The 25492-nt window shown below is 46.3% G+C and carries 26 protein-coding genes; all 26 read left to right on the forward strand.

Annotated features, from left to right (window positions below; all coding sequences use genetic code 11):
* Positions 1 to 8: 8 nt before the first annotated feature.
* The 26 genes from AAHN97_RS02795 (at position 9) to AAHN97_RS02920 (ending at position 25492) form a co-directional block, all read left to right on the forward strand.
* A complete protein-coding gene (locus AAHN97_RS02795; protein ID WP_343306037.1) occupies positions 9 to 758 on the forward strand; it encodes a class I SAM-dependent methyltransferase in 750 nt (249 codons plus the stop codon).
* On the forward strand, positions 758 to 1333 hold the full coding sequence (locus AAHN97_RS02800; RefSeq protein ID WP_343306038.1) for a phosphatase PAP2 family protein: 576 nt from the start codon (positions 758 to 760) through the stop codon (positions 1331 to 1333). The genes AAHN97_RS02795 and AAHN97_RS02800 overlap by 1 nt, the downstream gene beginning before the upstream one ends.
* Positions 1330 to 2061, forward strand: coding sequence for a ZIP family metal transporter (locus tag AAHN97_RS02805; protein ID WP_343306039.1), 732 nt, complete (start codon positions 1330 to 1332; stop codon positions 2059 to 2061). The genes AAHN97_RS02800 and AAHN97_RS02805 overlap by 4 nt, the downstream gene beginning before the upstream one ends.
* 23 nt (positions 2062 to 2084) lie before the next feature.
* Positions 2085 to 3371, forward strand: a complete 1287-nt coding sequence (locus AAHN97_RS02810) for a hemolysin family protein (protein ID WP_343306040.1) — start codon at positions 2085 to 2087, stop codon at positions 3369 to 3371.
* Positions 3372 to 3605: 234 nt separating this feature from the next.
* Positions 3606 to 5180 carry an HAL/PAL/TAL family ammonia-lyase gene (locus tag AAHN97_RS02815; RefSeq protein WP_343306041.1) on the forward strand — a complete coding sequence of 525 codons (1575 nt, stop codon included), beginning with the start codon at positions 3606 to 3608 and terminating at the stop codon, positions 5178 to 5180.
* Between the two features lie 23 nt (positions 5181 to 5203).
* Complete coding sequence (gene fabG / locus AAHN97_RS02820) at positions 5204 to 5932, forward strand: 3-oxoacyl-ACP reductase FabG (protein WP_343306042.1); 729 nt, start codon at positions 5204 to 5206, stop codon at positions 5930 to 5932.
* Positions 5933 to 5995: 63 nt separating this feature from the next.
* Entirely contained in the window at positions 5996 to 7216 is a 1221-nt protein-coding gene (locus tag AAHN97_RS02825; RefSeq protein ID WP_343306043.1) for a beta-ketoacyl-[acyl-carrier-protein] synthase family protein, read from the forward strand.
* 120 nt (positions 7217 to 7336) lie between these two features.
* Complete coding sequence (locus AAHN97_RS02830) at positions 7337 to 7594, forward strand: acyl carrier protein (protein ID WP_074239856.1); 258 nt, start codon at positions 7337 to 7339, stop codon at positions 7592 to 7594.
* Positions 7594 to 8475 (forward strand): lipid A biosynthesis acyltransferase, encoded by an 882-nt coding sequence (locus AAHN97_RS02835; RefSeq protein WP_343306044.1) that lies wholly within the window; start codon positions 7594 to 7596, stop codon positions 8473 to 8475. The genes AAHN97_RS02830 and AAHN97_RS02835 overlap by 1 nt, the downstream gene beginning before the upstream one ends.
* A gap of 30 nt (positions 8476 to 8505) precedes the next feature.
* Positions 8506 to 8928: a 3-hydroxyacyl-ACP dehydratase gene (locus AAHN97_RS02840; protein WP_343306045.1), complete on the forward strand. Its 423-nt coding sequence runs from the start codon at positions 8506 to 8508 to the stop codon at positions 8926 to 8928.
* Positions 8929 to 8939: 11 nt separating this feature from the next.
* Positions 8940 to 9578 (forward strand): hypothetical protein, encoded by a 639-nt coding sequence (locus AAHN97_RS02845; RefSeq protein WP_343306046.1) that lies wholly within the window; start codon positions 8940 to 8942, stop codon positions 9576 to 9578.
* 24 nt (positions 9579 to 9602) lie between these two features.
* A complete protein-coding gene (locus tag AAHN97_RS02850; RefSeq protein ID WP_074239852.1) occupies positions 9603 to 10028 on the forward strand; it encodes an acyl-CoA thioesterase in 426 nt (141 codons plus the stop codon).
* Entirely contained in the window at positions 10025 to 11137 is a 1113-nt protein-coding gene (locus tag AAHN97_RS02855; RefSeq protein WP_343306047.1) for a beta-ketoacyl-[acyl-carrier-protein] synthase family protein, read from the forward strand. The genes AAHN97_RS02850 and AAHN97_RS02855 overlap by 4 nt, the downstream gene beginning before the upstream one ends.
* Positions 11138 to 11159: 22 nt before the next feature.
* Positions 11160 to 12227 carry a class I SAM-dependent methyltransferase gene (locus tag AAHN97_RS02860; RefSeq protein WP_343306048.1) on the forward strand — a complete coding sequence of 356 codons (1068 nt, stop codon included), beginning with the start codon at positions 11160 to 11162 and terminating at the stop codon, positions 12225 to 12227.
* A 23-nt stretch (positions 12228 to 12250) separates the two neighbouring features.
* On the forward strand, positions 12251 to 13501 hold the full coding sequence (locus tag AAHN97_RS02865; RefSeq protein WP_343306049.1) for an NAD(P)/FAD-dependent oxidoreductase: 1251 nt from the start codon (positions 12251 to 12253) through the stop codon (positions 13499 to 13501).
* Positions 13494 to 14108 (forward strand): hypothetical protein, encoded by a 615-nt coding sequence (locus AAHN97_RS02870; protein ID WP_343306050.1) that lies wholly within the window; start codon positions 13494 to 13496, stop codon positions 14106 to 14108. Before AAHN97_RS02865 ends, AAHN97_RS02870 begins: the two co-directional genes overlap by 8 nt.
* Before the next feature lie 5 nt (positions 14109 to 14113).
* Positions 14114 to 14377: a phosphopantetheine-binding protein gene (locus AAHN97_RS02875; RefSeq protein ID WP_343306051.1), complete on the forward strand. Its 264-nt coding sequence runs from the start codon at positions 14114 to 14116 to the stop codon at positions 14375 to 14377.
* Entirely contained in the window at positions 14374 to 15564 is a 1191-nt protein-coding gene (locus AAHN97_RS02880; RefSeq protein WP_343306052.1) for a beta-ketoacyl-[acyl-carrier-protein] synthase family protein, read from the forward strand. Before AAHN97_RS02875 ends, AAHN97_RS02880 begins: the two co-directional genes overlap by 4 nt.
* A gap of 7 nt (positions 15565 to 15571) precedes the next feature.
* On the forward strand, positions 15572 to 16579 hold the full coding sequence (locus AAHN97_RS02885) for a beta-ketoacyl synthase chain length factor (protein WP_343306053.1): 1008 nt from the start codon (positions 15572 to 15574) through the stop codon (positions 16577 to 16579).
* The gene (locus AAHN97_RS02890) at positions 16573 to 17337 is read left to right on the forward strand and encodes a polysaccharide deacetylase family protein (RefSeq protein ID WP_343306054.1); all 765 of its coding nucleotides are present in this window, start codon (positions 16573 to 16575) and stop codon (positions 17335 to 17337) included. Before AAHN97_RS02885 ends, AAHN97_RS02890 begins: the two co-directional genes overlap by 7 nt.
* Entirely contained in the window at positions 17330 to 17959 is a 630-nt protein-coding gene (locus AAHN97_RS02895; protein ID WP_343306055.1) for an outer membrane lipoprotein carrier protein LolA, read from the forward strand. Before AAHN97_RS02890 ends, AAHN97_RS02895 begins: the two co-directional genes overlap by 8 nt.
* The gene (locus AAHN97_RS02900; RefSeq protein ID WP_343306056.1) at positions 17937 to 18560 is read left to right on the forward strand and encodes a hypothetical protein; all 624 of its coding nucleotides are present in this window, start codon (positions 17937 to 17939) and stop codon (positions 18558 to 18560) included. Before AAHN97_RS02895 ends, AAHN97_RS02900 begins: the two co-directional genes overlap by 23 nt.
* Positions 18560 to 18922, forward strand: a complete 363-nt coding sequence (locus AAHN97_RS02905) for a 3-hydroxyacyl-ACP dehydratase (protein WP_343306057.1) — start codon at positions 18560 to 18562, stop codon at positions 18920 to 18922. The genes AAHN97_RS02900 and AAHN97_RS02905 overlap by 1 nt, the downstream gene beginning before the upstream one ends.
* A gap of 1 nt (position 18923) precedes the next feature.
* Positions 18924 to 20123, forward strand: a complete 1200-nt coding sequence (locus AAHN97_RS02910) for a DUF2062 domain-containing protein (RefSeq protein ID WP_343306058.1) — start codon at positions 18924 to 18926, stop codon at positions 20121 to 20123.
* Positions 20124 to 20130: 7 nt separating this feature from the next.
* Positions 20131 to 23991 (forward strand): 1-acyl-sn-glycerol-3-phosphate acyltransferase, encoded by a 3861-nt coding sequence (locus AAHN97_RS02915; RefSeq protein WP_343306059.1) that lies wholly within the window; start codon positions 20131 to 20133, stop codon positions 23989 to 23991.
* Positions 23984 to 25492, forward strand: a complete 1509-nt coding sequence (locus AAHN97_RS02920; protein WP_343306060.1) for a phytoene desaturase family protein — start codon at positions 23984 to 23986, stop codon at positions 25490 to 25492. Before AAHN97_RS02915 ends, AAHN97_RS02920 begins: the two co-directional genes overlap by 8 nt.

The following is a 25492-nucleotide window of genomic DNA, read 5'->3' on the forward strand; positions in this document are numbered from 1 at the left end:
CGTTGAGAATGGAAGTAGCGAAACAATGGTTCAAAGACTGGTTTAATTCTCCTTATTATCATTTGCTATATAGCAACCGGGATGAGAGGGAGGCCGCTGCGTTTATAGACAAATTGGTGGAATACCTGCATCCTGCACCCAACGCACTGATGCTGGATGTGGCATGTGGCAGGGGCCGGCATGCCAAATACCTTGCAGATAAGGGCTTTAGTGTTACCGGCATTGATCTTTCAGGAGAAAGTATTGCCATTGCACGAAAACTGGAGAACGAGCACCTCAGCTTCTTTCAGCATGATATGCGCCTGCCTTTCCGGGTCAACTACTTTAATGTCGTGTTCAATTTCTTTACCAGCTTTGGTTACTTTGAAACCCGTCATGAAAACGATAATGCACTCCGCACACTGGCCAATTCCCTCAGACCGGGCGGCCGCCTTGTACTGGATTACCTCAACAGCACTTATGTGGAGAATCACCTGGTACATGATGAAGTGATAGAAAAAGACCAGGTGGTATTTGATATCCAGCGGGAGGTAAAGAACGGCAAGTTCCTGAAGCAGATCAATATCCTCGATAAAAAACAATTCCAGCGGGCATCCTACACAGAAAGCGTCAGCGCTTTCCACAAAAAGGATTTTGAAGAGATGTTTGCCCGGCAGCGCCTTGTTATTACAGATATTTTCGGAGATTATCATTTCAATATCTTTGACGAACAGCAATCTCCGCGGCTGATCATCATTGCTCAAAAACCAATCAGTTAATGGAGAAACTGCTTACATGGGACCTGCGGCTTTTCTTTAAGATCAATGGTCAGTGGATCAATGGATTTCTGGACTTCCTGTTACCCTGGATGCGGGAGCCTTATTTGTGGGCGCCGCTGTATCTCTTCCTGGCAGTGTTCATCATTTATAATTATAAATGGCGCGGATTTTTCTGGATGGCTTTTTTCATCATCACCTTTGCTTTAACCGATCAGTGCAGCATGTTTATTAAGGATGCGGTGGACAGGTTACGGCCCTGCAGAGACCCGCTGATCTCGCAATATGTACGTGTATTAGTGGTGTATTGCCCCTCAAGCGGTAGCTTCACTTCCTCTCATGCCGCCAACCATTTTGGCTTAGCGATGTTTTCTTTCTTAACTTTAAGGTCGCAGATCGGCAAATGGGCCTGGTTGTTCTTCTTATGGGCAGCTGTTATTGGTTATTCCCAGATCTATGTAGGCGTTCATTATCCCCTTGATATCCTGGGAGGCGCTTTACTGGGAATACTCGCCGGCACATTGAGTGGTGGATTTTTTCAAAGAAGGATAAGACTGGAACTGGAACAAACAACATGAACTTAACATACCTGATATTTATACTGGCTGCCACTATTGGCGGGGGCATGATTCCCATGTTATTTAAAAGGATTCATCCTAACCTGCCTATCTATTTGCTGGCATTTACCGGCGCTTTCCTTTTCGGCATCACCATCATGCACCTGCTTCCTGAAGTGTACCATGAACTGGGGCATTCCGCAGGTATCTATATAGTATTGGGATTTTTCATCCAGGTGTTCCTGCAGCAACTGAGCCATGGAATGGAACACGGGCATACCCATCTGCCCGGTGCCGGCCATCATCATGTAGCTGTTTTCCCATTGCTGATAGGTTTATCCATCCATGCTTTCATGGAAGGTATCCCCTTGGGTTTTCATTATGAAGACCAGTCTGCCCTGCCATCCCTTATGCTGGGTGTGATGGCGCATAAAGTTCCGGAAGCACTTACTCTCATCACCGTAATGATGCATGCACACCAGGGGAAAGCCAAATTATGGCGCATCCTCATCATTTTCTCCCTGATCACGCCTTTATCTGCTATCCTGGCTGCACAGTTAGGGCAGGAGTTTGAAGTGGTCACTAATTCACTGGTTTACCTGGTTGCCCTTGTTGTGGGCGCCTTTTTACATATTTCCACCACCATTTTTTATGAGAGTGGCACTAAACATCATGAACTAAGCCGCCAGAAGGTGCTGGCCATTGCTGTTGGTATTGGTTTGGCATTTATTACACTGATATTTGAATAATTCTTTATTTTTAGGCTTATATTATGGAAGTCGTCATTATCCTCGTCCTTATTTTGCTCAACGGTGTGTTTTCCATGGCGGAGATTGCCCTGGTTTCTGCGCGCAAAGCACGTCTTGAAAACGCAGCGAAGCAAGGGGACGAAAAGGCCAAAGTAGCACTCAAACTGTCTAATAATCCGGATACCTTTTTGTCTACCGTACAGATCGGCATCACACTCATAGGTATCTTAACCGGTTTGTACTCTGGTAAGAACCTGGAAGATGATATCCGGGTATATCTCAATACTATTCCTTTTCTGGCACCCTACAGCAATGCATTGGCAACTACTATTATCGTAATTGGTGTTACCTACTTTACATTAGTACTCGGGGAATTGTTACCCAAAAGGATCGGCCTTGCCAATCCGGAGGTCATTGCGAAAGCCCTGGCCCAGCCCATGTATTTCATTTCCCGTGTCACTTTTCCTTTTATCTGGTTGCTCAGCCGCTCTACCGCTACCCTGGTAAAGCTTTTTGGTTTAAAACGCCGCTCAGATAATAATGTAACGGAAGAAGAAATAAAGGCCATTATCAGCGAAGGCACCAGCTCCGGGGCCATTGAAGAAACAGAGCAGGAGATCATCGAAAGGGTTTTCCACCTCGGAGACCGGAATATCACCTCCCTTATGACCCACCGTACAGACATTATATGGCTGGACATTTCAGAGGAAGGAGAAAGTTACAAACGCAAGATCAGGCAGTCCCCGCACTCCGTTTACCCGGTTTGCGAGGAGCAGATAGACCATATTAAAGGGATCATCACCATCAAAGACCTCTATGCCGCCGGTAACCTGGCCGTTCTGAAAGATGTAATGAAAAAGCCCCTTTTTATCCCGGATAACAATTCTGCTTACCAGGTATTGGAGAAATTTAAGGAAACCCAGGTACATGCTGCGTTTATCGTAGATGAATATGGCACTTTCCTGGGAATGATCACCCTCAACGACATCCTGGAAGCCATCGTGGGAGACATGCCGGAAGTGGGAGCAGATGATTATGATATGGTGAAAAGGGATGATGGCACTTATCTCATTGATGCCCAGATCCCCTTTTACGATTTCCTCAGCGAGTTTGAAATGGAGGACCTGATGGCGGAATTTGAACAGGAATTCGATACCCTGGCCGGTTTTATACTCCATCACCTCGAACATATCCCCGTAACGGGCGAAAAGCTTACCTGGAAGCATTTTACTTTTGAAATTGTTGATATGGATGCCCACCGTATTGATAAAATATTGGTGACTCCCCCTGAAAATATTGAAGAAGATTAATACATTTACATATTAAATTCGCAGGTGAGCGCACCATGCGGCATACCTATGTTAAAAGCTAACTATTTTCACGACAGACCGGGAACCTATAACAGCAGAATGAACTAGTTGAATGCCAAGTGAGTATCTCTAAAACGTATGTTATAAAAATTTTATAAGGGATATTTTAAGTGATCCATCTTTATATTATTTTTGAGCACTTTTTTACATAAACAAATTATATAATCTAAAATAATGGTCGTACTAGGAAGTAAGGTGCTTTCTTTGGAAGAGGTGCATAGGGTTTTGTTTGATGGGGAGGAGCTGGTTTTGGATAAAGCAGCCGTACAAAATGTGAATGACAACTTTGAATTTCTTAAAAAATTCTCCTCTAAAAAACTTATTTACGGTATCAACACGGGCTTTGGGCCCATGGCACAATACCGTATCAGTGAAGACGATACCCACCAACTGCAATATAACCTGATCCGCAGCCATAGCTCCGGAGCCGGCAAATGCCTGGCCCCTGTGCTCACCAAAAGCCTCATGATTGCCCGTTTGAGCAGTTTCATGCAGGGTTTTTCCGGCGTACATACAGATGCAGTTCACCTGCTGAAAGACCTGATCAATCATAATATCTACCCCTGCATTTACGAACATGGGGGAGTAGGAGCTTCCGGCGACCTCGTGCAACTGGCTCACCTGGCCCATGCATTGATCGGCGAAGGCAATGTATTATATGAAGAAGAGATCCGCCCTGCGGCAGAAGTATACGCACAACTAGGTCTGAAACCGATTAATATACACGTGCGGGAAGGCCTGGCCATCATCAACGGCACCTCTGCCATGACGGGTATTGGCCTGGTGAACATCATCGAGGCACGCAAACTCCTCCTCTGGAGTTGCGCCCTGTCCGCCATGATCAATGAAGTGGTGGAAGCCTTTGACGATCACCTGAGTTATGAGCTGAACGTAGTGAAAAAACACGTAGGCCAGAACAAGATCGCGGAAATGATGCGCGGCATGCTTAAGGGTAGCAAGATGATCCGCCACAGGCCTGATCACCTGTATAAAGAACTGGAAGAAGAGATCTTTAAAGATAAAGTACAGGAATATTACTCGCTGAGATGTGTGCCCCAGATCCTGGGCCCCATCTACGATACCCTCACACATGCAGAAACGGTGGTGGTAGGAGAGCTGAATTCCGTGAGTGATAACCCTGTAGTGGACCATCGCCACCAGAATGTGTACCATGGCGGTAACTTCCACGGTGATTACATCTCCCTGGAAATGGACAAAGTGAAGATTGCCATCACCAAACTGTCTATGCTCAGCGAACGCCAGCTGAACTATCTCCTGAACGATAAGCTGAACCACAAGTTTCCGCCGTTCATGAACCTCGGCAAACTGGGCTTCAACTTTGGTATGCAGGGTGTACAGTTCACCGCCACTTCCACAGTTGCGGAGAACCAAACGCTGAGCTTCCCCATGTATGTACACAGCATTCCGAATAATAACGACAACCAGGATATTGTGAGCATGGGTTGCAATGCTGCGCAGATGACCTACAAAGTGATCGAAAATACTTTCGAAGTACTCACCGTACAGGTGATGACCCTTTTGCAGGCAGTGGATTACCTGAATTGCCAGGACAGGCTGGGAGCTTTCTCTTCCCGGATCTACCAGGACATCAGGGCTATTTTCCCTAAATTTATTGAGGACGCTCCCCGTTATGCAGATGTACAACGCATCAAAGCATACCTGATGCGCAACGAACCCATGGTGGCCGTGGAACCGGTAACAGAAAAAAGACATAAAACATCCGTGTAAGCCTAAACGAAAAGAATAATAAGATGAAATTTGCTTTGATAACAGGAGGTTCCCGGGGTATAGGAAGAGCAGTATGTATTAAACTGGCGGAACAGGGATACAATATCCTGATCAATTATAAAGGTAACACAGCGGCGGCAGAAGAAACCCTCGCAGCTGTGAAAGCGAAAGGCGTGGAAGGAGAACTGCTGAAGTTCGATGTAGGGAATTTTGACGAAGTGCAAACCGTATTAGGCGGCTGGATAGAGAATAACAAGGAAAAACAGATAGAAGTACTGGTAAATAATGCCGGTATCCGGGAAGACATGATGATGTTCCAGATGAGCAATGCCCAATGGAAAGGTGTACTGGATGCCAGTTTGGACGGATTTTTCTATGTTACCAAACAAGTGCTCACCGGTATGCTGATCAAACGTTACGGCAGGATCATAAACATGGTATCCCTGTCTGGTTTGAAAGGAACACCCGGCCAGGTGAACTACAGTGCTGCAAAAGCAGGCCTGATAGGAGCCACCAAAGCCCTGGCACAGGAGATCGCAAAAAGGAATGTAACCGTGAACGCCATTGCACCCGGTTTCATTAAAACGGATATGACAGAGGGTTTGCCCGAGAAAGAGTTGTCTGCCATGGTGCCCATGCAACGTTTTGGCACAGCAGAAGAAGTAGCGGAAGCAGTGGCATTTTTTGCATCACGTGGCGCATCATATGTAACGGGAGAGGTCATGAACATTAACGGTGGCCTCTACTCCTGATCATCTTAATATCATAAATTACGTTGGCCCGCAGCAATTTGGCGGCTTTTAAGACTATAACGCATGAACAGAGTCGTGATTACAGGTACAGGTATTTACTCCTGCATTGGTAAAAACCTGGAGGAAGTTCGGGAATCTTTATTCCACGGACGTTCCGGCATTGTGCTGGACGAAGAGCGCAAGCGTTTCGGATACCGTTCCGGCCTCACAGGTAATATGTCCCGTCCTGAATTAAAAAGTCTGCTGGACCGCAGGGCCCGGATGATGATGCCGGAGCAGGCGGAATATGCCTATATCTCTACCCGGGAAGCATTAGCCCAGGCTGGTATGGACCAGGATTACCTGGATAAGAACGAGGTGGGCATCCTCTTCGGCAACGATAGTTCTGCCAAACCCATCATCGAAGCCACAGATATTATGCGTGCAAAAGGAGATACCATGCTGGTAGGCTCCGGTTCTGTGTTTCAGACCATGAACTCCACAGTGAACATGAACCTGGCCACTATTTTCAAATTAAAAGGGATCAACTTCAGTGTGAGCGCAGCCTGCGCCAGCGGCTCTCATGCTATTGGACTCGGCGCTATGTTCATCCGCAATGGCATGCAGGATGCCGTGATCTGTGGCGGCGCACAGGAAGTGAACTTATATGCCATGGGGAATTTTGATGCCATCGCTGCTTTTTCTGTAAGAGAAGACCAGCCGGCCAAAGCTTCCCGTCCGTTTGATCGTGACCGTGATGGGTTAGTGCCCAGCGGCGGAGCAGCCACTGTGATCCTGGAAAGCCTGGAATCTGCCAAACGCCGTGGTGCCACCATCCTGGGTGAGATCCTGGGTTATGGCTTCTCCAGCAATGGTGCCCATATTTCCAATCCCAGCGTGGAAGGCCCTATGCGTTCCCTGGAAATGGCCCTCCGGGAATCCGGACTGATGGCTTCAGATATTGGCTATATCAACGCCCATGCTACTTCTACGCCGGCAGGAGATGCCAGTGAGGCCAAAGCCCTCGATGCGGTATTCGGCAGCTGCAGAACACCCATCAGCTCCACCAAAAGCATGACAGGTCATGAGTGCTGGATGGCAGGTGCCAGCGAGATCGTTTACTCTATGTTGATGATGCAGAACGACTTCATTGCCCCAAATATCAATTTTGAGAACCCGGATGAGGATTCCGCCAAATTAAATATCGTTACGGATACAATTAATAAAAACTTTAATATATTTTTGTCTAATTCTTTTGGTTTTGGGGGCACCAACTCCTCTTTGGTTGTCAGGAAATGGCAATAATTAACAAAGAAAGGGGTGGGAAAGGGAATTTATCTAATTTTGTAGAAGCTTCCCCACAAAAGAATATAACGGAACGCTGCTAGTATTGCCTAATCAACCTATATCTGGAACACAAGATTTATGGAAATTAACGAGATCATCACACAAACGAACGCTTTTTTAGTGGAGGAATTTGAAGTCGCTCCCGAAAGCATTACCCCCGAGGCTGATTTAAAAGCCACGTTGGAATTGGACAGCCTGGACTACATAGACCTGGTAGTGGCCATTGAAAGCAACTTTGGATTTAAGGTTAAACCCGAAGACTTTCAGGGCATTGTTACCTTCCAGGATTTCTATGATTACGTAGTAGCCCGTGTTAAACAAAAAGAACTGGTATAATGCCTTCCTGGCAAGGTAAGTCCAAAGGAAATAAGCTGGGGTACAGGATCTTTATTGGTGTATTGCGTTATGGAGGAGTGCAGCCGGCTTATTTTCTCCTGAGATTTGTTGCATTTTACTACTGCTTGTTCTCCTACCGCTCTTCCCGATCCATTTTTCAGTATTTTCACCGTAAAATTGGCTATGGCCGCTTCCGCGCCCTCATCAGTGTGTACCGGAATTATTATGTTTTCGGGCAAACGTTGCTGGATAAGGTGGTGGTAATGGCAGAACTTCCAAACCCTTTCACATTTGAATTTGACGGGGAACCTCACTTGCATGATATCGTATCCGGCGGAAAGGGAGGAATTTTGCTAAGTGCCCATCTCGGGAACTGGGAGGTAGCAGGGCATTTGTTCAGCCGGTTGCAGACCCGCATCAATATTGTGATGTTCGATGGAGAGCACCAGCGGATCAAAAGCTACCTGGAAGGCATTACCGGGGGAAGAAATGTGAATGTCATTGTTTTAAAAGACGATTTATCGCATATTTACGCCATCCACGATGCGCTGAGCAAACAGGAGCTCGTATGTATGCATGCAGATCGTTTCCTGGAAGGGAACAAAACCATGGAAATGAACTTCCTGGGAGAGCCCGCACGCTTTCCCATTGGTCCATTCCTGTTAGCATGTACTTTCAGGGTACCTGTATCGCTGGTATTCGCATTTAAGGAAACCACTAACCACTACCACCTCTATGCCACGGAACCTACGGTTTACCAGAGTGCAAGGCAGGGCGGAGTGGAAAAAGCTATTCAGGACTTTGTGCAGGTGATGGAAGAGAAAGTGAGAAAGTACCCGCTGCAATGGTTTAATTATTACGATTTTTGGTCCAAAGATTAATATTCCTTTAACCTGATAACAACCCGAACATTGATCAATACTGGAGATATTACAGAATACATTCCGCAACGTCCGCCGATCGTGATGATCAGCCGTTTGATGGAAGCTGGTGAAAAGAACATCCGCACAGAACTGGATATTGCGGTGGATAATGTATTTGTGGAAAATGGCCTGTTCATGGCACCCGGGTTGGTAGAGAATATTGCGCAGACTGCTGCCGCACGCATAGGATATCTGGCCAAAAAACATAATGTACCTGTTCCTTTAGGGTTTATAGGGGCTATTCAGAATTTACACGTTATAGAGTTACCCGCAGCCGGTACCACCGTGGAATCTGAAATAGTGATCGAACATGAAGTATTTAATGCCACCGTCATAAAAGGCACTGTGAAACAGAACGGTAAACTGATGGCGGAATGCGATATGAAGATTTTTGTGTCCCAAAATAAATAAAACAAATGAATATGAAGCAAGTAGTAATGCCCCTGCTGGCAATGGTTTTGAGCGTTTCGGCCGTAAATGCACAAACAGCGAAAGATGTGTTTGACAAAACCCAAAAGATCACCTATCTGGGGATTGATTTTACCAAAACCAAACTGATCGGCGATGCTGCCGCTAAAACAGACCAGATCGTTGACCATAACCTGAAAAGTATTAATCAGAAAGTGGTGAACGAAAGCAAAAAGTTCGATATCGCCGGCGCTTTCAAGAGAGATGAAGTGTCTACTGATATCGGCCCTGTAAATAAACGTAACGATAAGATAGATCCTGATAAGATCCTGTCTGACAACTCAGACGATTACCAGGCCCTGAAACCGGAAGATGTAACTGCCCTGGTGAAAGGTTTTGACTTTGGTGGTAAAACCGGCATTGGCCTCCTGTTCGTAATGGAAGGTGTGAACAAAACGAAGAAGGAAGTATCCATGTTCGTAACACTGATAGATATGAAAGCCAAAAAAGTATTGTTCACAGACCGCGTAACTGGCCCTTTCAATAAGATCGCTTTCGGTTTTGAGAACACATGGCTGGGCGGTATTGCGAACGCCATTGACAACATAGAAAAGAAGAAATATAAAGAGTGGAAGTCCTCCTACGGGGAATAATTCATCATTAGTATAAAATTTTACATGCAACCTGTATTGAGCGAAAGTGCTGAAGTGCTGATCCGGTTTAATGAAGCAGATCCTTTGGGAATAGTATGGCACGGCCATTATATCCGGTATTTTGAAGACGGCAGAGAAGCCTTTGGCAGTAAATACAGGTTGCGTTATCTCGATATTTTTGAACATGGGTACACCGTGCCCATTGTGAATGTGGAATGTAATTACAAACGCTCACTGCGTTACGGGGATACAGTAGTGATTGAAACCCGCTACGTACCCTGCGAAGCTGCCAAGATGCGGTTTGAATATACCCTCTACAATGCTGCCACTAAAGAAGTAGTATGTACAGGTTCCTCTGTACAGGTTTTCCTCGATAAACAGGAGTCAGCGCTGCAATTAACAGTACCTTCCTTCTTTAATGAATGGAAAAAACAGTGGGGACTGATATGATGAACGTATTTGTAGCGGCAGATAATATCATTTCACCACTCGGTGCGGATTCGAAAACGAATTTTGATCGTTTGCTGAAAGGCGAGAGCGGCATCAGCCGTCAGCCGGAAGGTTATTTTGCAGCTGCCATCCCCGTCGATCAGTTTCAACAACAGGGATATACGAAATTTGAACAGCTGCTCATCAGCAGCATAAAAGATGCTTTATCCAGAACAAAGATCAGTCTCCTGAATAACCGCACTGCTTTTATTGTTTCCACTACCAAAGGTAATATTGCTTTGATGGAACAGGGGCAGGCGGAAAAACTGCGGCCACTGCAATTATATGCTACGGCAGATAAAGTAGGAGAATATTTCTCTGCAATAAGCAGGCCGGTGGTAGTCAGCAATGCCTGCATTTCCGGATTACTGGCTTTGCTGATCGGTCAGAGAATGATCCGTTCAGGCCATTATGATCATGCAGTAGTATGCGGAGCGGATGAACTCACACAGTTTGTATTATCCGGCTTCCAGTCGTTCCAGGCAGTGAGCGATGCTCCCTGCAAACCCTTTGATGCCAACCGTAAAGGGATCACGTTAGGAGAGGGCGCAGCCACTGTAGTTTTAACAAAGGATACATCATTATTGCCGGAAGGTGAAGTTATTCGTTTAGGCGAAGGCGCCTCCAGCAATGATGCCAATCATATTTCAGGCCCTTCCCGTACAGGAGAAGAATTGTCCGGCGCCATTACAAAGGCTATCCGGCAAAGCGGCCTGCAACCGCAGGACATTGGTTTTGTTTCTGCACACGGTACCGCCACTTTGTATAACGATGAGATGGAAGCGAAAGCATTCCATCTTTCCGGTTTACAGGATGTACCCGTGAACAGTCTGAAAGGTTATTACGGCCACACCTTAGGTGCGGCTGGTTTGATAGAAGCCATCATCGGCATGCACAGCATGCTGGCAGGCGTAGTGCTCCCCACCGCAGGATTTGAATCCTCCGGGGTAAGCGTGCCTTTGGTGTTGAGCAGTCAGTTAGCACAAAAGCCTATGACGCACTACCTGAAAACCACTTCCGGTTTTGGAGGTTGTAATGCCGCCATGGTGTTTAGTAAAGTGAAATTGTAAATTTTTAAAAGCGAGATCAGCAATGGATTTTTTTAACAAGGAAACGAAAACCGCATTACAGGCAAAAGAACAGGCACTGTGGCTTGCATTTGCACCCATCGCCTTCCAGGCATCTAAGGCCCTCCGCGACCTGGGTATACTGGATGTGGTGGACAAAAGTGGCCAGCAGGGCGTAACAATTGAAGAGATACTGGAAAAGGTAAAACTCTCCCGTTATTCTGCGAGAGTATTACTCGAAGCAGGTCTTGGACTGGAAATGCTGATCGTGAATGATAAAAAATACACCCTTACCAAAACAGGGTACTTCGTTTTGCACGATACGCTTACCCGTATAAATATGGACTTCTCGCATGATGTATGCTACAAAGCCATGTATCACCTGCAGGATAGTTTAACAGAAGGCAAACCTGCCGGATTGAAAGAATTGGGTCCCTGGAACACCATTTACGAAGGGCTTTCCATTTTACCGGAACCCGCCGGTACCAGCTGGTTCAACTTTGACCATTATTATTCAGACCTGGCTTTCCCTTCCGTATTACCCATCGTTTTTGAACAGCAGCCTAAAAACCTGCTGGATATTGGCGGCAACACCGGCAAATGGTCTATGGCCTGCGCCAAGTACAACCCGGATGTACATGTTACCATCATGGACCTTCCCGGCCAGGTAGGCTTAGCCAAAAAGAACATCACAGAAGCCGGCCTGAGCGACCGCATCTCTTTCTTCGAAACAAATATCCTGGACGAAAGCCTGCCGTTTGCGAAAGGTTTTGACGTGATCTGGATGAGCCAGTTCCTGGATTGTTTCTCAGAAGCAGAGATCATCAGCATCCTGCGCCGTTGCAGGGAGGCATTGAATGATGGCGGCAGCATCTTTATCCTGGAACCTTTCTGGAATAAACAACAGTTTAAATCTGCTGCTTTCTGCCTGCAGCAAACCTCTCTCTACTTTACGGCGATAGCAAATGGTAACAGCCAGATGTATCATACCGATGATTTCTACAACTGTATCCGCGCTGCAGGGCTGGATGTAGTGATGGAAAATCACAAAGTAGGCTTGAGTTATACCTTGTTAAGATGTACTAAAGCATAAAGAATAATTCAAAATCCCATAGTATGCAAACTGAAAAAGTGGATGTGCTTGTAATCGGCGCTGGCCCTTCCGGATCTGTTGCCGCATCCATTATTAAAAAGGCGGGCTATTCTGTAAAAGTGGTGGAAAAACTGAAATTCCCCCGCTTTGTGATCGGCGAAAGCCTGTTGCCACGTTGTATGGATGCCCTTACGGAAGCCGGTTTCATCGATGCTATTTCCGAAAGAGGTTTTCAGAAGAAGTTCGGTGCCAAGTTCGTAAAGAACGGCTCGGTGTGCGACTTCACTTTTGAAGAACAACATACACCAGGCTGGACCTGGACCTGGCAGGTACAACGAGCGGATTTTGATAAAACGCTGGCTGACACCGTAGAAAAAATGGGTGTTCCCGTAGAATACGAAACAACTGTAACTGATATTAAATTTTCCGGATCTGATTCCGTAACAACGGTAGAAGATATCCATGGCAATAAAAAACAGATCGAAGCACGTTTTATTGTAGATGGAAGTGGTTATGGCAGAGTGATCCCCAAACTCTTTGGTTTGGATAAACCTTCCGTACTGCAATCCCGCAAAGCGTTGTTCGCGCATACGATGGACGTTCGCCGTTCCATGGCAGATGAACCCAACCGTATTACAGCTGTTGTGCATAAAAAAGGGGTATGGATCTGGATCATCCCATTCTCTACCGGCATCACCTCCGTAGGTTTTGTAGGAGAACATGGTTTCCATAATGAATACCCGGGCACAAATGAAGAACAGTTCCGCGCTATGCTGGAAGCTGAACCTCACACCCGTGAGCGTTTCAGGGATGTGGATTTTGTGTTTGAACCAAGAGTGCTCGAAGCATGGTCTGCCACCACAGATAAATTCTATGGAGATGGATTTGTGCTCACCGGCAACGTAACAGAATTCCTGGACCCGATCTTTTCTTCCGGCGTAACTTTGGCTACAGTTTCCAGCCAGACGGCTGCTAAACTGGTGATCAAAAAATTACAGGGCGAAGAAGTGGATTGGGAGAAAGATTATATGGAACCCACTATGCAGGGCGTGAATGTATTCCGCTCCTACGTGATGGCATGGTATGAGGGTACGCTGGATACTATTTTCTTCAGCAAGAACCCTGATCCCGTGATCAAACAACAGATCTGTTCCGTACTGGCAGGTTACGTCTGGGACCAAAGCAACCCTTATGTGAAGAATCATGAGGAGGCGCTGAAAAGACTGGCCCGCCTGATTGAACTGACGGAGAAGCTAAATACATCCGGTGAGTAACACAAACGCATATATCACCTCCAGTTGCATTATCCGTAACAATACGGTAGTGAAAAATGGTGCTGTGGTACTGGAAGAAACCGGTTCCGCATTGCCGGAATTCCTGCGCAGCGGGTACGACCGTTTCAGTGGCCAGTACCCGAAGTTTCACAAGATGGACCTGCTCAGCAAACTGGGCTGGGTTGCTACGGAAGTATTACTGCAGGATCTGCCCATGGATCAATACACCCCGGAAGATACCGGCGTGATCCTGGCAAATACCAGCAGCAGCCTGGATACAGACGAACGTTATTATGAAACCGTTCAGGAAATTGCTAGCCCTGCTTTGTTCGTATACACCCTCCCTAACATTGTGATAGGAGAGATCAGTATCCGGCATAAGCTGAAAGGGGAGAACGCATTTTTTATAACGGAGGAATTTGATATTGAATTTATAACAGGGTACGTGCAGCAATTACTGGATACCGGCGCTATTAATGCCTGTATCTGCGGCTGGGTAGAACAATACCACACTGCATACGATGCTGCATTGTATCTCATTGAAAAGAACAGCCGTGGTATGGCAATGCCATTCACTGCGGAGAGCATTAGAAAATTGTACTTATAATTTATATGGAAAAGTTGATGGCAGATCTGAAAGCCCAGATCATTCAGCAATTGAATTTGCAGGAAGTAAAACCGGAAGATATCGGGAATGACCAGCCTTTGTTCAAAGAGGGACTGGGACTGGATTCGATTGATGCTTTGGAACTGATCGTGTTATTACAACAACACCATGGTATCCGTATCGCGAATCCTGAAGATGGTCCGAATATCTTTTATTCCGTGCGCACCATGGCAGAATACATCACTGCTGAAAAAGCTAAGACCGCATGAGTAAAGGTGTATGGATAGCAGGCGGCGGCGTGATCTGTGGCATTGGGGAAAACCTCGGTGCCTGCCTGGATGCATTTGAAAAAATGCAACCGGGAATGGCCACTATGCAACACCTGCATTCTGTGCATGCCCAAACCTTCCCGGTAGTGGAAGTAAAGGCAAGCAATGCCACCTTAGCTGAACGTGCTGGCATGCCTGCACATTGGAGCAGGACTGCATTGTTAAGCATGATCGCAGCAAAAGAAGCGCTTGAAGCTGCGGGTATCGGTGATCTGAAGCAATACCGTACAGGATTGGTTTCAGCCAATACCGTAGGGGGGATGGACAAAACGGAACACTTCATGGAAGCGTTCCTTACAGATCAAAGCAAGGGCCGTTTGAAAGAAGTGGTGCATCATGAATGTGGTAGCATCACAGAACTCGTAGCTGATGCTTTAGGTATCCGCCACCATGTATCCACTATCAGCACAGCCTGTTCTTCCGGCGCCAATGCATTGATGTATGGCGCACGTATGATACGCAACGGTATGCTGGATGTAGTGATTGCCGGCGGTACGGATGCCCTCACGCGTTTTACGCTCAATGGTTTCAATACTCTCATGATCCTGGACCAGCAGAAGTGCCGGCCTTTTGATGATACACGTACCGGTCTGAACCTTGGTGAAGGCGCAGGGTATGTGGTACTGGTATCTGATGCCATTGCAGAGAAAGTGAAACCCTGGTGTAAACTCAGTGGTTTCGCCAATGCCAACGATGCCTATCACCAAACGGCTTCATCACCTGAAGGGATAGGGAATTACAAAGCCATGCAGGGAGCACTGCAAATGGCTGCACTGGAACCTGCGGATATTGATTACATCAACCTGCATGGTACCGGTACACAGAATAATGATAGTTCGGAAGGACTGGCTATAGAACGGTTATTTGCACCGGCATTTCCTCCGCTAAGCTCTACCAAGAGTTTTACAGGACATACACTTGGTGCAAGCGGTGGAATTGAAGCTGTGTTTGCAGCATTAGCTGTAAAAGAAGGCATTATTTATCCGAATGCACAGTTCACTACACAGATGAAAGAACTGCCGTTTAAACCGGCTACTACTTTCTCCCGGGGTAATGCACTTACGCATGTGATGTCTAATTCATTCGGTTTTGGCGGGAATTGTTCCAGCCTTGTTTTTTCAAAGTAGCGAACAAATGAAAGCATATATACAGGGCACCGGTTGTGTATCCGCTCAGGATAGCAGCGTATTTCCGGAAACTATCCGGGAATATGAAGGAGACCGTTTGCCTGTAGCAGACCCTGATTATAAGCAATGGATCGATATCAAACAGATCCGCCGCATGGGCCGTGTGATTAAGATGGGCGTAGCTGCTTCGCATATCTCTTTGCAGGATGCGGAACTGAAAATGCCGGATGCCATTATCATGGGCACAGCTTATGGCTGCCTCGCGGATACAGGTGTATTCCTCAATAAGCTGGTCACACAGCAGGAGGATATGCTTACACCCACTGCCTTTATTCAAAGTACGCATAATACCGTTGGTGGCCAGATAGCTTTGCTGCTGGGCTGCCACGCTTATAATAATACTTTTGTGCATGGCGCTTTCTCTTTAGAGAATGCCCTGCAGGACAGCCTGCTCTTTCTGCAGGAAGATACTTCCCGCAAAGTACTGACAGGTGCTGTAGAAGAGATAACAGATTACAGTCATGCCATCCTTTCAAGGTTTGGTTTATATAAAAACGGTGTAGCCGCCGGAGAAGGTGCTGCATTTTTTGTGTTAAGTGCAGAGAAGGACGCCGCCTCACAGGCCGAATTAACAGCAGTTGAAATGTTGTATAAACCTGCTTCCAAAGAAGAAACAGGTTCACATATAGAGAAGTTCCTGAACAGGAATGGCCTGCAGCCTTCCGATATTGATCTGCTGATCACAGGAAGGAACGGAGGAGATGATAGTTATTATGAAGCGATAGAAGCCGATCTTTTTGCCACGCAACCTGTAGCTAAATTCAAACACCTCTTTGGAGAATTCCCTACTGCTGCCGCTTTTGCTTTATGGATGGCAACGGGGATCCTGAAAAAACAGGAAGTGCCGCAAGCTATTATGGTGAAAGGAGCTGCACCGGAGAAAGTAAAGAGGATATTGATCTGGAATCATCACAATACCACCCATCATTCTTTAATACTGCTGAGCGCATGCTAAAGTCGCGCGTCATATGGCCCATAAGCCTTGTGCTGATGATAGCAATGCTGCTTATCCCAGGCTTTCCGCTATGGCCGGTGTTCCTGACGCTGGCAGTATGTATTGGTTTTATGGCATGGGGTGCTTCGCAGGTGAGTTCCAATTTTTTTATTGATGTGATCTGTAAAGCACAAACAAAGGAAAAAATAGTAGCCCTGTCTTTTGACGATGGCCCTGCTGAAAATTATACCCCGCAGATATTAGAGATCCTGCAGCAGCACAAAGTGCCGGCTGCTTTTTTTTGCATTGGCCAACGCGTGGAAAAAACACCGGAGCTGCTTGTGAAAATACATGAGGCTGGCCACCTGATCGGCAATCACAGTTATTCTCATTCCACCCTGTTTGATCTGAATACAACCCGGAATATGGAGAATGACCTGGATATGGCAGATATTACCATCGATGAAGCCATTGGATTAAAACCCCGTTTGTTCAGGCCGCCGTATGGTGTAACCAATCCCATGCTGGCAAAAGCCATTAAAAGAAAGAAATACATTCCCGTAGGCTGGAGTATCCGTTCCATGGATACGGTAACGAAAGATGCAGATAAATTACTGGCAAAAGTGACGAAAGATGTGCAACCCGGAGATATCTTCCTCTTTCATGATACCTGTGCCGTTACCGTAAAAATACTGCCGGCATTAATAAAGCAATTGAAAGAAAAAGGTTTTGCCTTTAAACGGATTGATGAACTATTAAATGTACCCGCTTATGCGTAGTTGGATCTTGTTATGTTGCTGTTTTGTTGCGCTGAACACCAGTGCACAAACAGGCTTTAAGCCGGTTGCGAACTTAGAACTGTTCAAACAGCAGTTCATGAAAACTGCCCAGAGCACCAATACCATCAAGAGTGACTTTGTGCAGGAAAAGAATCTGAGCATGCTGTCTGAAAAGATTGTGAGCAAAGGAAAGTTCTGGTTCAAGAAAGAGAATAAAGTAAGGATGGAATATTCCGCACCCAGTTATTACCTGATGGTGATCAATGGCAAGTCTTTCCGCATCAAGGATGCGAAGACGGACAGGAACATATCCACCAGCGGCAGCAAACTCTTTGAACAGATCAGTAAAGTAACGGCGGACTGTGTGCAGGGAAACGTGCTGAACAATAAAGACTTTTCCACCAAAGTGCTGGAAAATGCCCAGTACTACCAGGTACAAATGACACCGGTAGCGAAAGGACTGAAGGACTTCTTCAATTCCATAGACCTGCTGGTGGAGAAAAAAGACCTGGCGGTAGTGAAGATAGTTATGCATGAGCGTTCCGGAGACGATACCAATATTAGTTTCACCCAGCGTGAATTGAACGTACCCATATCAGATGAGATCTTTGCACTTAAATAGCTTAATAGCGTGGTTGTTCTTTTGCAGCTGCAGTTCCGCCTACCGTTCCTTACAGCGAACAGAAGGAGATGCCGCCTGTATCAAACGCTTTCAGCCGAAGACCAATCAAACGGTATTGTACAGCACACAGGTGGATATCTTACAGCATCACCTCAGCGGCCTGTTGTTATTCAAGCCAATGGAGGACAGCAGTATGCGCGTGGTATTTGCCAGTGAAATGGGCCTGAAGTTCTTCGATTTCGAATTCGGGAAGGATGGCACTTTCACCAAACATTACATGCTGCCAAAGATGGATAAGAAAGCGGTAGTGAAAACATTGCGAAAGGATTTTGAAATGGTACTGATGCGGCAGGACCCGGCAACAGCAGAAGTGTTCACGAACGGGAATGAAAGGTATACTGCTTTCAAACTGAAGAAAGGAAAGATCTATTATATCACCAGCAAAGATTGTTCAGAACTGGTACGCGTGGAAAATGGCTCCCGCCGCAAACCGGTAGTGGAAGTGTTTTTAACGCATTATACCAATGGTGTACCGGATTCGATCTTTGTACAGCATAAGAAAGTAAAATTCAATATTTCATCACAACGCGTGGAAAAATAATGTTAGCAGGAAAATTCTATACGATTGTTACGCAACAGCAGCCGGATGCACAATCCGTCAACACCACTATTGCCCTGAATGCGGCCCATCCTATTTTCGAAGGCCACTTCCCTGATCAACCCGTTGTGCCCGGTGTGTGCATGATGCAGATCATCCAGGAACTCGTTTCCGGCGTAGTGGGCAGGAAACTGCTGATCCAGAAAGCAGCGAACATGAAGTTCCTGAACATGATCGATCCCCAGCAGCAACCTCAGGTGAATGTGGACATCACTTATTCCACCGTGGAAGAAGGGGTGAAAGCAACCGCCATCATAAAACATGAAGCAATGGTTTTCCTGAAATTCCAGGGACTCTTTAAATAAAATGGCACAGACTCCAACATACGATCAACAATTCATCGCCAGAAAGATCTGTGTGATGATCCCTACGTATAACAATGCCGGTACGCTGGGCAAAGTGATTGCAGATGTGCTGACCTATACCAGCCACGTGATAGTGGTAAACGATGGATCAACAGATCAGACGCCACAGATCCTGGAGCAGTATCCCCAGATAGCTGTTGTGTCCTATGGCCCGAATAGAGGGAAAGGTATTGCCCTGCGCAGGGGTTTTAAATTTGCCATGGAGCAGGGGTATGATTATGTCATCACCATTGATGCAGATGGCCAGCATTTCCCCGATGATCTTCCTGTATTCCTGCAAAAAGTGGAAGAAGAACCCAGGGCAATTATTATTGGCGCCAGGAACCTGCAGCAGGAGAACATGCCGGGTAAAAACACCTTTGCCAATAAGTTCTCCAACTTCTGGTTTTATGTGGAAACAGGTTTGAAACTACCTGATACCCAATCCGGTTACCGCCTGTATCCTTTGTATGCCATGAAGGGCATGCGATTTTTCTGCAACAAGTATGAGTTTGAAATAGAGGTAATGGTCCGCGCTTCCTGGAAAGGGATCAAAGTGTTGCCTGCACCCGTGAAAGTATATTATCCGCCTGCGGAAGAAAGAGTGTCTCATTTCAGGCCATTCAAGGATTTCTCCCGCATTGGTGTGCTCAACACAGTACTCGTCACCATTGCACTGGCTTATATCCACCCGCGTAATTTCCTCAAGTTCATTTTCACAAAGGGCAACTTTAAGAAAATGCTGCGGGAGCATTTATTCAATAAAGAAGAAAGCACCAGCCGTAAGGCACTGTCTATAGGCTTTGGGGTGTTCATGGGCATTGTACCCATCTGGGGTTTCCAGATGCTGGCAGCGCTGGCATTGGCCACGCTGTTCCGTTTAAACAGGGCATTGGTGATCGTGGCGGCTAATATCAGCATTCCGCCCTGCATCCCTGTAATTGTTTACCTGAGCTTTTTAATGGGCCGCTTTTGGGTAAAAGAAGATGCTACCTGGGTACTCTTTAAGAAAGACCTGAGCCTGGAAGACATTTATCTGAACCTCTATCAATATATTACCGGCAGTATTACGCTGGCTGTGGTGGCCGGGATACTTGCATGGGCTGTCACATATGGTTTATTGGCCGCAATCCGTAGAAAAAAGCGGCCTGCAGTAATTTAAAGCAGAGATGGGAAGCATTTTTATATCTATCTACAATTTCTTTGACAGGCGTAAATGGCTGTTATGGCTTTTTATGCTCTGCACATTCCTCATTTCAGGTTTACTCGCCTCCCGTATTAAACTGGAAGAAGACATTACCCGCATCCTGCCACAGGATAAAAAGATCGACCAGCTGCAGCAGTTCTTAATGAACGCCAAGTTTGCAGACAAACTGGTGATCATGGTATCGCAGAAAGATACCACGCTTCCCGGCGATGCGGATAGTCTTGTTGCCACGGCGCAGGCATTCACCAATGGCCTGGAGCCTTTGCGCAGTGATATCAAAACCATCCATGCGCAAACAGATGATGCCATGATGATGGGTTTCCTGCAAACCGTACAGCAGCATCTCCCCGTTTTTTTAGAAGAGAAAGACTATAAGACCATCGATTCGCTGATAATGCCGGAGCGTTTGCAGCAAACCATGCAGTCTAATTACAATACCCTGATCTCCCCGGCTGGCCTTGTTTTCAAACAAATGATCCAGGCAGACCCTGTGGGTATTTCCTGGTTGGGTGTGAAGAAACTGGAACGCCTGCAGGTAGATGATCAGTTTGAATTGTATGATGGTTATGTAATGAGTAAAGACCATCGTAACCTCATCCTCTTTATCACACCGGCACATCCGCCTAATGAAACCGGGAAGAACAAAGTGTTCCTCACTGGTTTGGATAAATTAATTGACAGCCTCCCGCAGAAAAATACAGAAATAAGCTATTTCGGTGCCACCGCAGTATCAGTAGGTAATGCAGAACAATTACGCCAGGATACTTATTTCACCCAGGGCGTAACAGTAATAATCCTCATTATCCTGATCGCTTTCTTCTTCCGGAAAAAGAGAGCGCCATTATTGGTGATGCTGCCTGTAATATTTGGTGCCCTGTTCTCTGTAGCCATGGTATACCTGCTCAAAGGCTCCATCTCTGTGATTGCACTGGGCGCAGGTTGTGTGGTATTGGGCATTGCCGTGAATTACTCCCTGCATGTTTTCAATCATTACCGGCATCTGCCGGATATCAGGCAGGTGATCAAAGACCTGGCTATGCCTATGACGGTAGGTAGCTTCACTACCGTGGGCGGTTTCCTTTGCCTGCAGTTTGTGAAATCTCCCATGTTGCAGGATATTGGGTTCTTTGCTGCTTTCTGCCTGATAGGTGCCGCGTTGTTTTCCCTGATCTTCCTGCCGCATTTCATTGTGCTGGGTAAACAACCAAATACAGCAACAGTACATCATAACTGGATAGACAAGTTATCCAACTATCGCCCTGAACGCAATAAATACCTGGTATGGGGCATCGTGGCACTGACAATAGTATTCTTCTTCACGGCCCGCAGCGTAACCTTTGAAAGCGACATGATGCGCATGAACTTCATGACGGAACGTTTGCAAAAGTCAGAGGCAAAGCTGAATAAATTATACGCCTACGCCGCACAATCCGTATACCTCGTATCAGAAGGGAAAACATTGAATGATGCATTGCGCAGCCGTGAGGAAACAGCGCCCGCGATACAATCGTTGATCGACAAAGGCGCCATAAAAAAAGTACTCTCCCCTGGCAGCTTATTATTTTCCAAGGCAGAACAGGCAAAACGTATCGCCCGCTGGGAAGCTTACTGGACACAAGAGAAGAAAGTGCGGTTACTCACGCTGCTGTATAAAGAAGGAGAACTGTATAAGTTTAGATCCACGGCATTCAATCCATTCAACACGCTTGTTAATCAAAAATACGAGGTCATTTCACCGGAGCAATCAGAACTCCTGCAGGCCGATCTGATCAGCGACTTTGTGACCATCAAAAAGGATAACGCCTCCGTGATCAGCTTATTGAAAGTGGAACATGAAAGGAAAAAAGAAGTATACGCCGCACTCGATGGCCGCGAACATACGGTGATCTTTGATAAACAATACACCGCTAACCGTTTGGCAGAGATCATTAAAGAAGAGTTCAACACCATTGCCTGGATGACCTCCCTGCTGGTATTTGCTGCCTTGCTGCTTTCTTACGGCCGCATTGAGCTGGCCCTGATCACTTTCATTCCCATGCTGATCAGCTGGGTATGGATCCTTGGTATCATGGGCCTGTTCGGTATCCCTTTCAATATCGTGAATATCATCCTGTCCACTTTCATATTCGGCCTGGGGGATGATTACAGCATATTCACCATGGATGGTTTGCAGCAGGAATATAAAACCGGCAGTAAACACCTTCCTTCGTTCAAGTCCTCTATTATCTTTTCTGCAGTCACCACCATATTAGGCCTGGGTGTACTCATTTTCGCGAAACATCCTTCCCTGCGTTCCATTGCGCTGATCGCCGTGATCGGTATCAGCTGTGTGGTGATCACCTCGCAGGTATTGATCCCTTTCCTCTTTAACTGGCTGATCACTAACCGGGTAAAGAAAGGCCAGCGCCCACCATGGACACTGAAAGGATGGAGCCTTTCCATGTTTGCATTTGCCTATTATACGGTAGGTGCTTTATTGCTCACACCCATCGGCGTGATCCTTACAAGGATTAATTTTATCAATATTGAAAAAGGGAAGAAGATCTACCACAGGATCCTATCCACCTTTACCTGGAGCCTGTTGCACATCATGGGCAATATCAGGAAGAGAACGATCAATAAACACGGAGAAGACTTTAAGAAACCAGCGGTGATCATCAGTAACCACCAGTCTTTCCTGGATATCCTGATGTCCACTTCCATGCATCCGAACGTGATCCTGCTCACCAACCAATGGGTATATAACTCTCCTTTATTTGGTTATGTAGTGAGAATGGCGGATTACTACCCCGTAGCAGAAGGTGCGGAAGCCAGCATTGATAAATTGCAGGACAGGGTGAACAACGGTTATTCTATCGTAGTATATCCTGAAGGTACCCGCTCTACAGATACCAGCATCAAAAGATTCCACAAAGGTGCTTTCTACTTAGCGGAAGAACTGGGACTGGATATCCTGCCCGCGGTGATCCATGGAACGGCGTATACCATGTCCAAAGGAGACTTCCTGCTGAAGAATGGTATCCTCACCATGAAGTACCTGCCACGTATCAAACCGGATGATAAACGCTGGGGAGATAACTACAGTACACGCACCAAACTTGTCAGCAAATACTTCAAGCAGGAGTATGAGCAGATGCGGAACGAAATAGAAGGGCCGGATTATTACAGGGAACAACTGATTTATAACTATATCTATAAAGGCCCGGTACTGGAATGGTACATGCGCATTAAAACAAAACTGGAGAACAACTACGCACTCTTTCACGATCTGCTGCCTAAAGAAGGAAAGATCATGGACATCGGTTGCGGATATGGTTTTATGAGTTATATGCTTCATTTCCGCGCACCTAACCGTCAGATCCTGGGCGTAGATTATGATGAAGATAAAATAGCCACGGCGCAGCATTGTTACATCCGCAACGAGAAGGTACAGTTTGAAGCCGCAGATATTACAAAGTATAAACTGCAGAACCAGGATGCCTTTGTGATCCTGGACGTACTGCATTACCTGCAGCCTGCCGATCAGGAGCAGTTATTACAGCAATGCATCAGCAAACTCAACCCCGGTGGTGTGATCATTGTACGGGATGGGGATGCGGACCTGGGTAAACGGCACGAAGGCACAAAGATGACTGAACTGTTCAGTACCCGTTTGCTGGGATTCAATAAAACAGGCAATCAGCCATTGTCTTTCTTCTCTTCTTCCACTATCCGCGACATTGTACAACGGAATGGTGCAACCATTGAGCAGATCGACAACACAAAGTATACATCGAACGTTATTTTTATCATCAAACATTCATTAAGGGAGCATTATGCATAATTACGATGTAGTGATCATTGGTAGTGGCCTGGGCGGCTTGGTTTGCGGAGCGATCCTGAGCAAGAACGGCTACAAGGTGTGTGTACTGGAAAAGAACAAACAGATAGGTGGCTGCCTGCAGACATTCAGCAGGGATAAAACTATTTTCGATTCCGGCGTGCACTATGTAGGAGGGCTTGAACCAGGCCAGAACCTGTACCAGATCTTCAAATACCTGGGCATCATGGATAAGCTGCACCTCAAGAAACTGGATGCGGACTGCTTTGACCGTATTGCGTTTGATGGTGATCCGAAAGAGTATAAAATGGCGCAGGGGTATGAACCATTCATCCAGGGCTTATTGAAAGATTTCCCTGATGAAGAAAAAGCACTGCGCGAATACTGCAATACCTTACAGCATATCTGCAGCAAATTCCCTTTGTATAACCTGCGGAATGGAGGTTTTGACGAAAAAGAATCCGTGTTGAGCATCAACGCGGCGGATTACATCAGTAGCCTCAGCTCCAACAAAAAGCTCACATCAGTACTGGCAGGTAATAATCCCTTATATGCAGGTGTGGAAAGTAAAACGCCCATGTACGTGCATGCACTGGTACTGAACAGTTATATAGAAAGCTCCTGGAAATGTGTGAATGGCGGCTCCCAGATCGGAAAATGGCTGGCACGCGTGATCACAGATCACGGTGGTGTACTGCTGAAATACCAGGATGTAAAAAAGATCGTGGCAGAAGGCCATGAAGTGAAATATGTGGAAACAGCAGAAGGAAAACAGTATACGGCAACACATTATATTTCCAATGCACACCCATCCAATACTTTGGATATGCTGGAAAGTGATGTGATCCGCCAGGCTTACCGCAGCCGCATTCAGAACCTGGAGAACGGAGCATCCACTCTTATGGTGAATGCCGTGTTGAAACCCGGTATGTTCCCCCATATGAACTACAACTATTACTATTACGGAATAGACAATGTGTGGGGCGGCCTGGAGTATACACATGAATCATGGCCTGCGGGTTATGCCATGTTCGTATCCCCGAATCCGAAAGACGACCGCTTTGCGAATGGGCTCTCCATCATGGCTTACCTCAGTCTCAAAGATGTGGAGCAATGGAAAGATACCTTCAATACGGTATCAAAGGAAGGTGACCGCGGGCAGGACTATGAAGCCTACAAAACAGAAAGAGCAGAAAAACTGCTGGACCTGGTGGAGAAACGTTTCCCCGTATTGCGCCAGTGTATACAATCTTATTATGTAGCTACACCACTTTCTTTCCGTGATTACATCGGAACGCACGATGGTTCCATGTACGGTGTATTGAAGGATTGCAATGATCCATTGCGTACCTTCATATCTGCGCGAACAAAATTGAAGAACCTGTTCCTGACCGGGCAGAACCTGAATATGCATGGTATCCTGGGTGTGAGCATGAGCTCCGTGGTAACCTGTTCAGAATTATTGGATATAGAGAAATTATTACACGAGATCAGGACGGCTTAA

Origin of the sequence: Chitinophaga niabensis, from assembly GCF_039545795.1 — a bacterium.
Classification (GTDB): Bacteria; Bacteroidota; Bacteroidia; order Chitinophagales; family Chitinophagaceae; genus Chitinophaga; species Chitinophaga niabensis_B.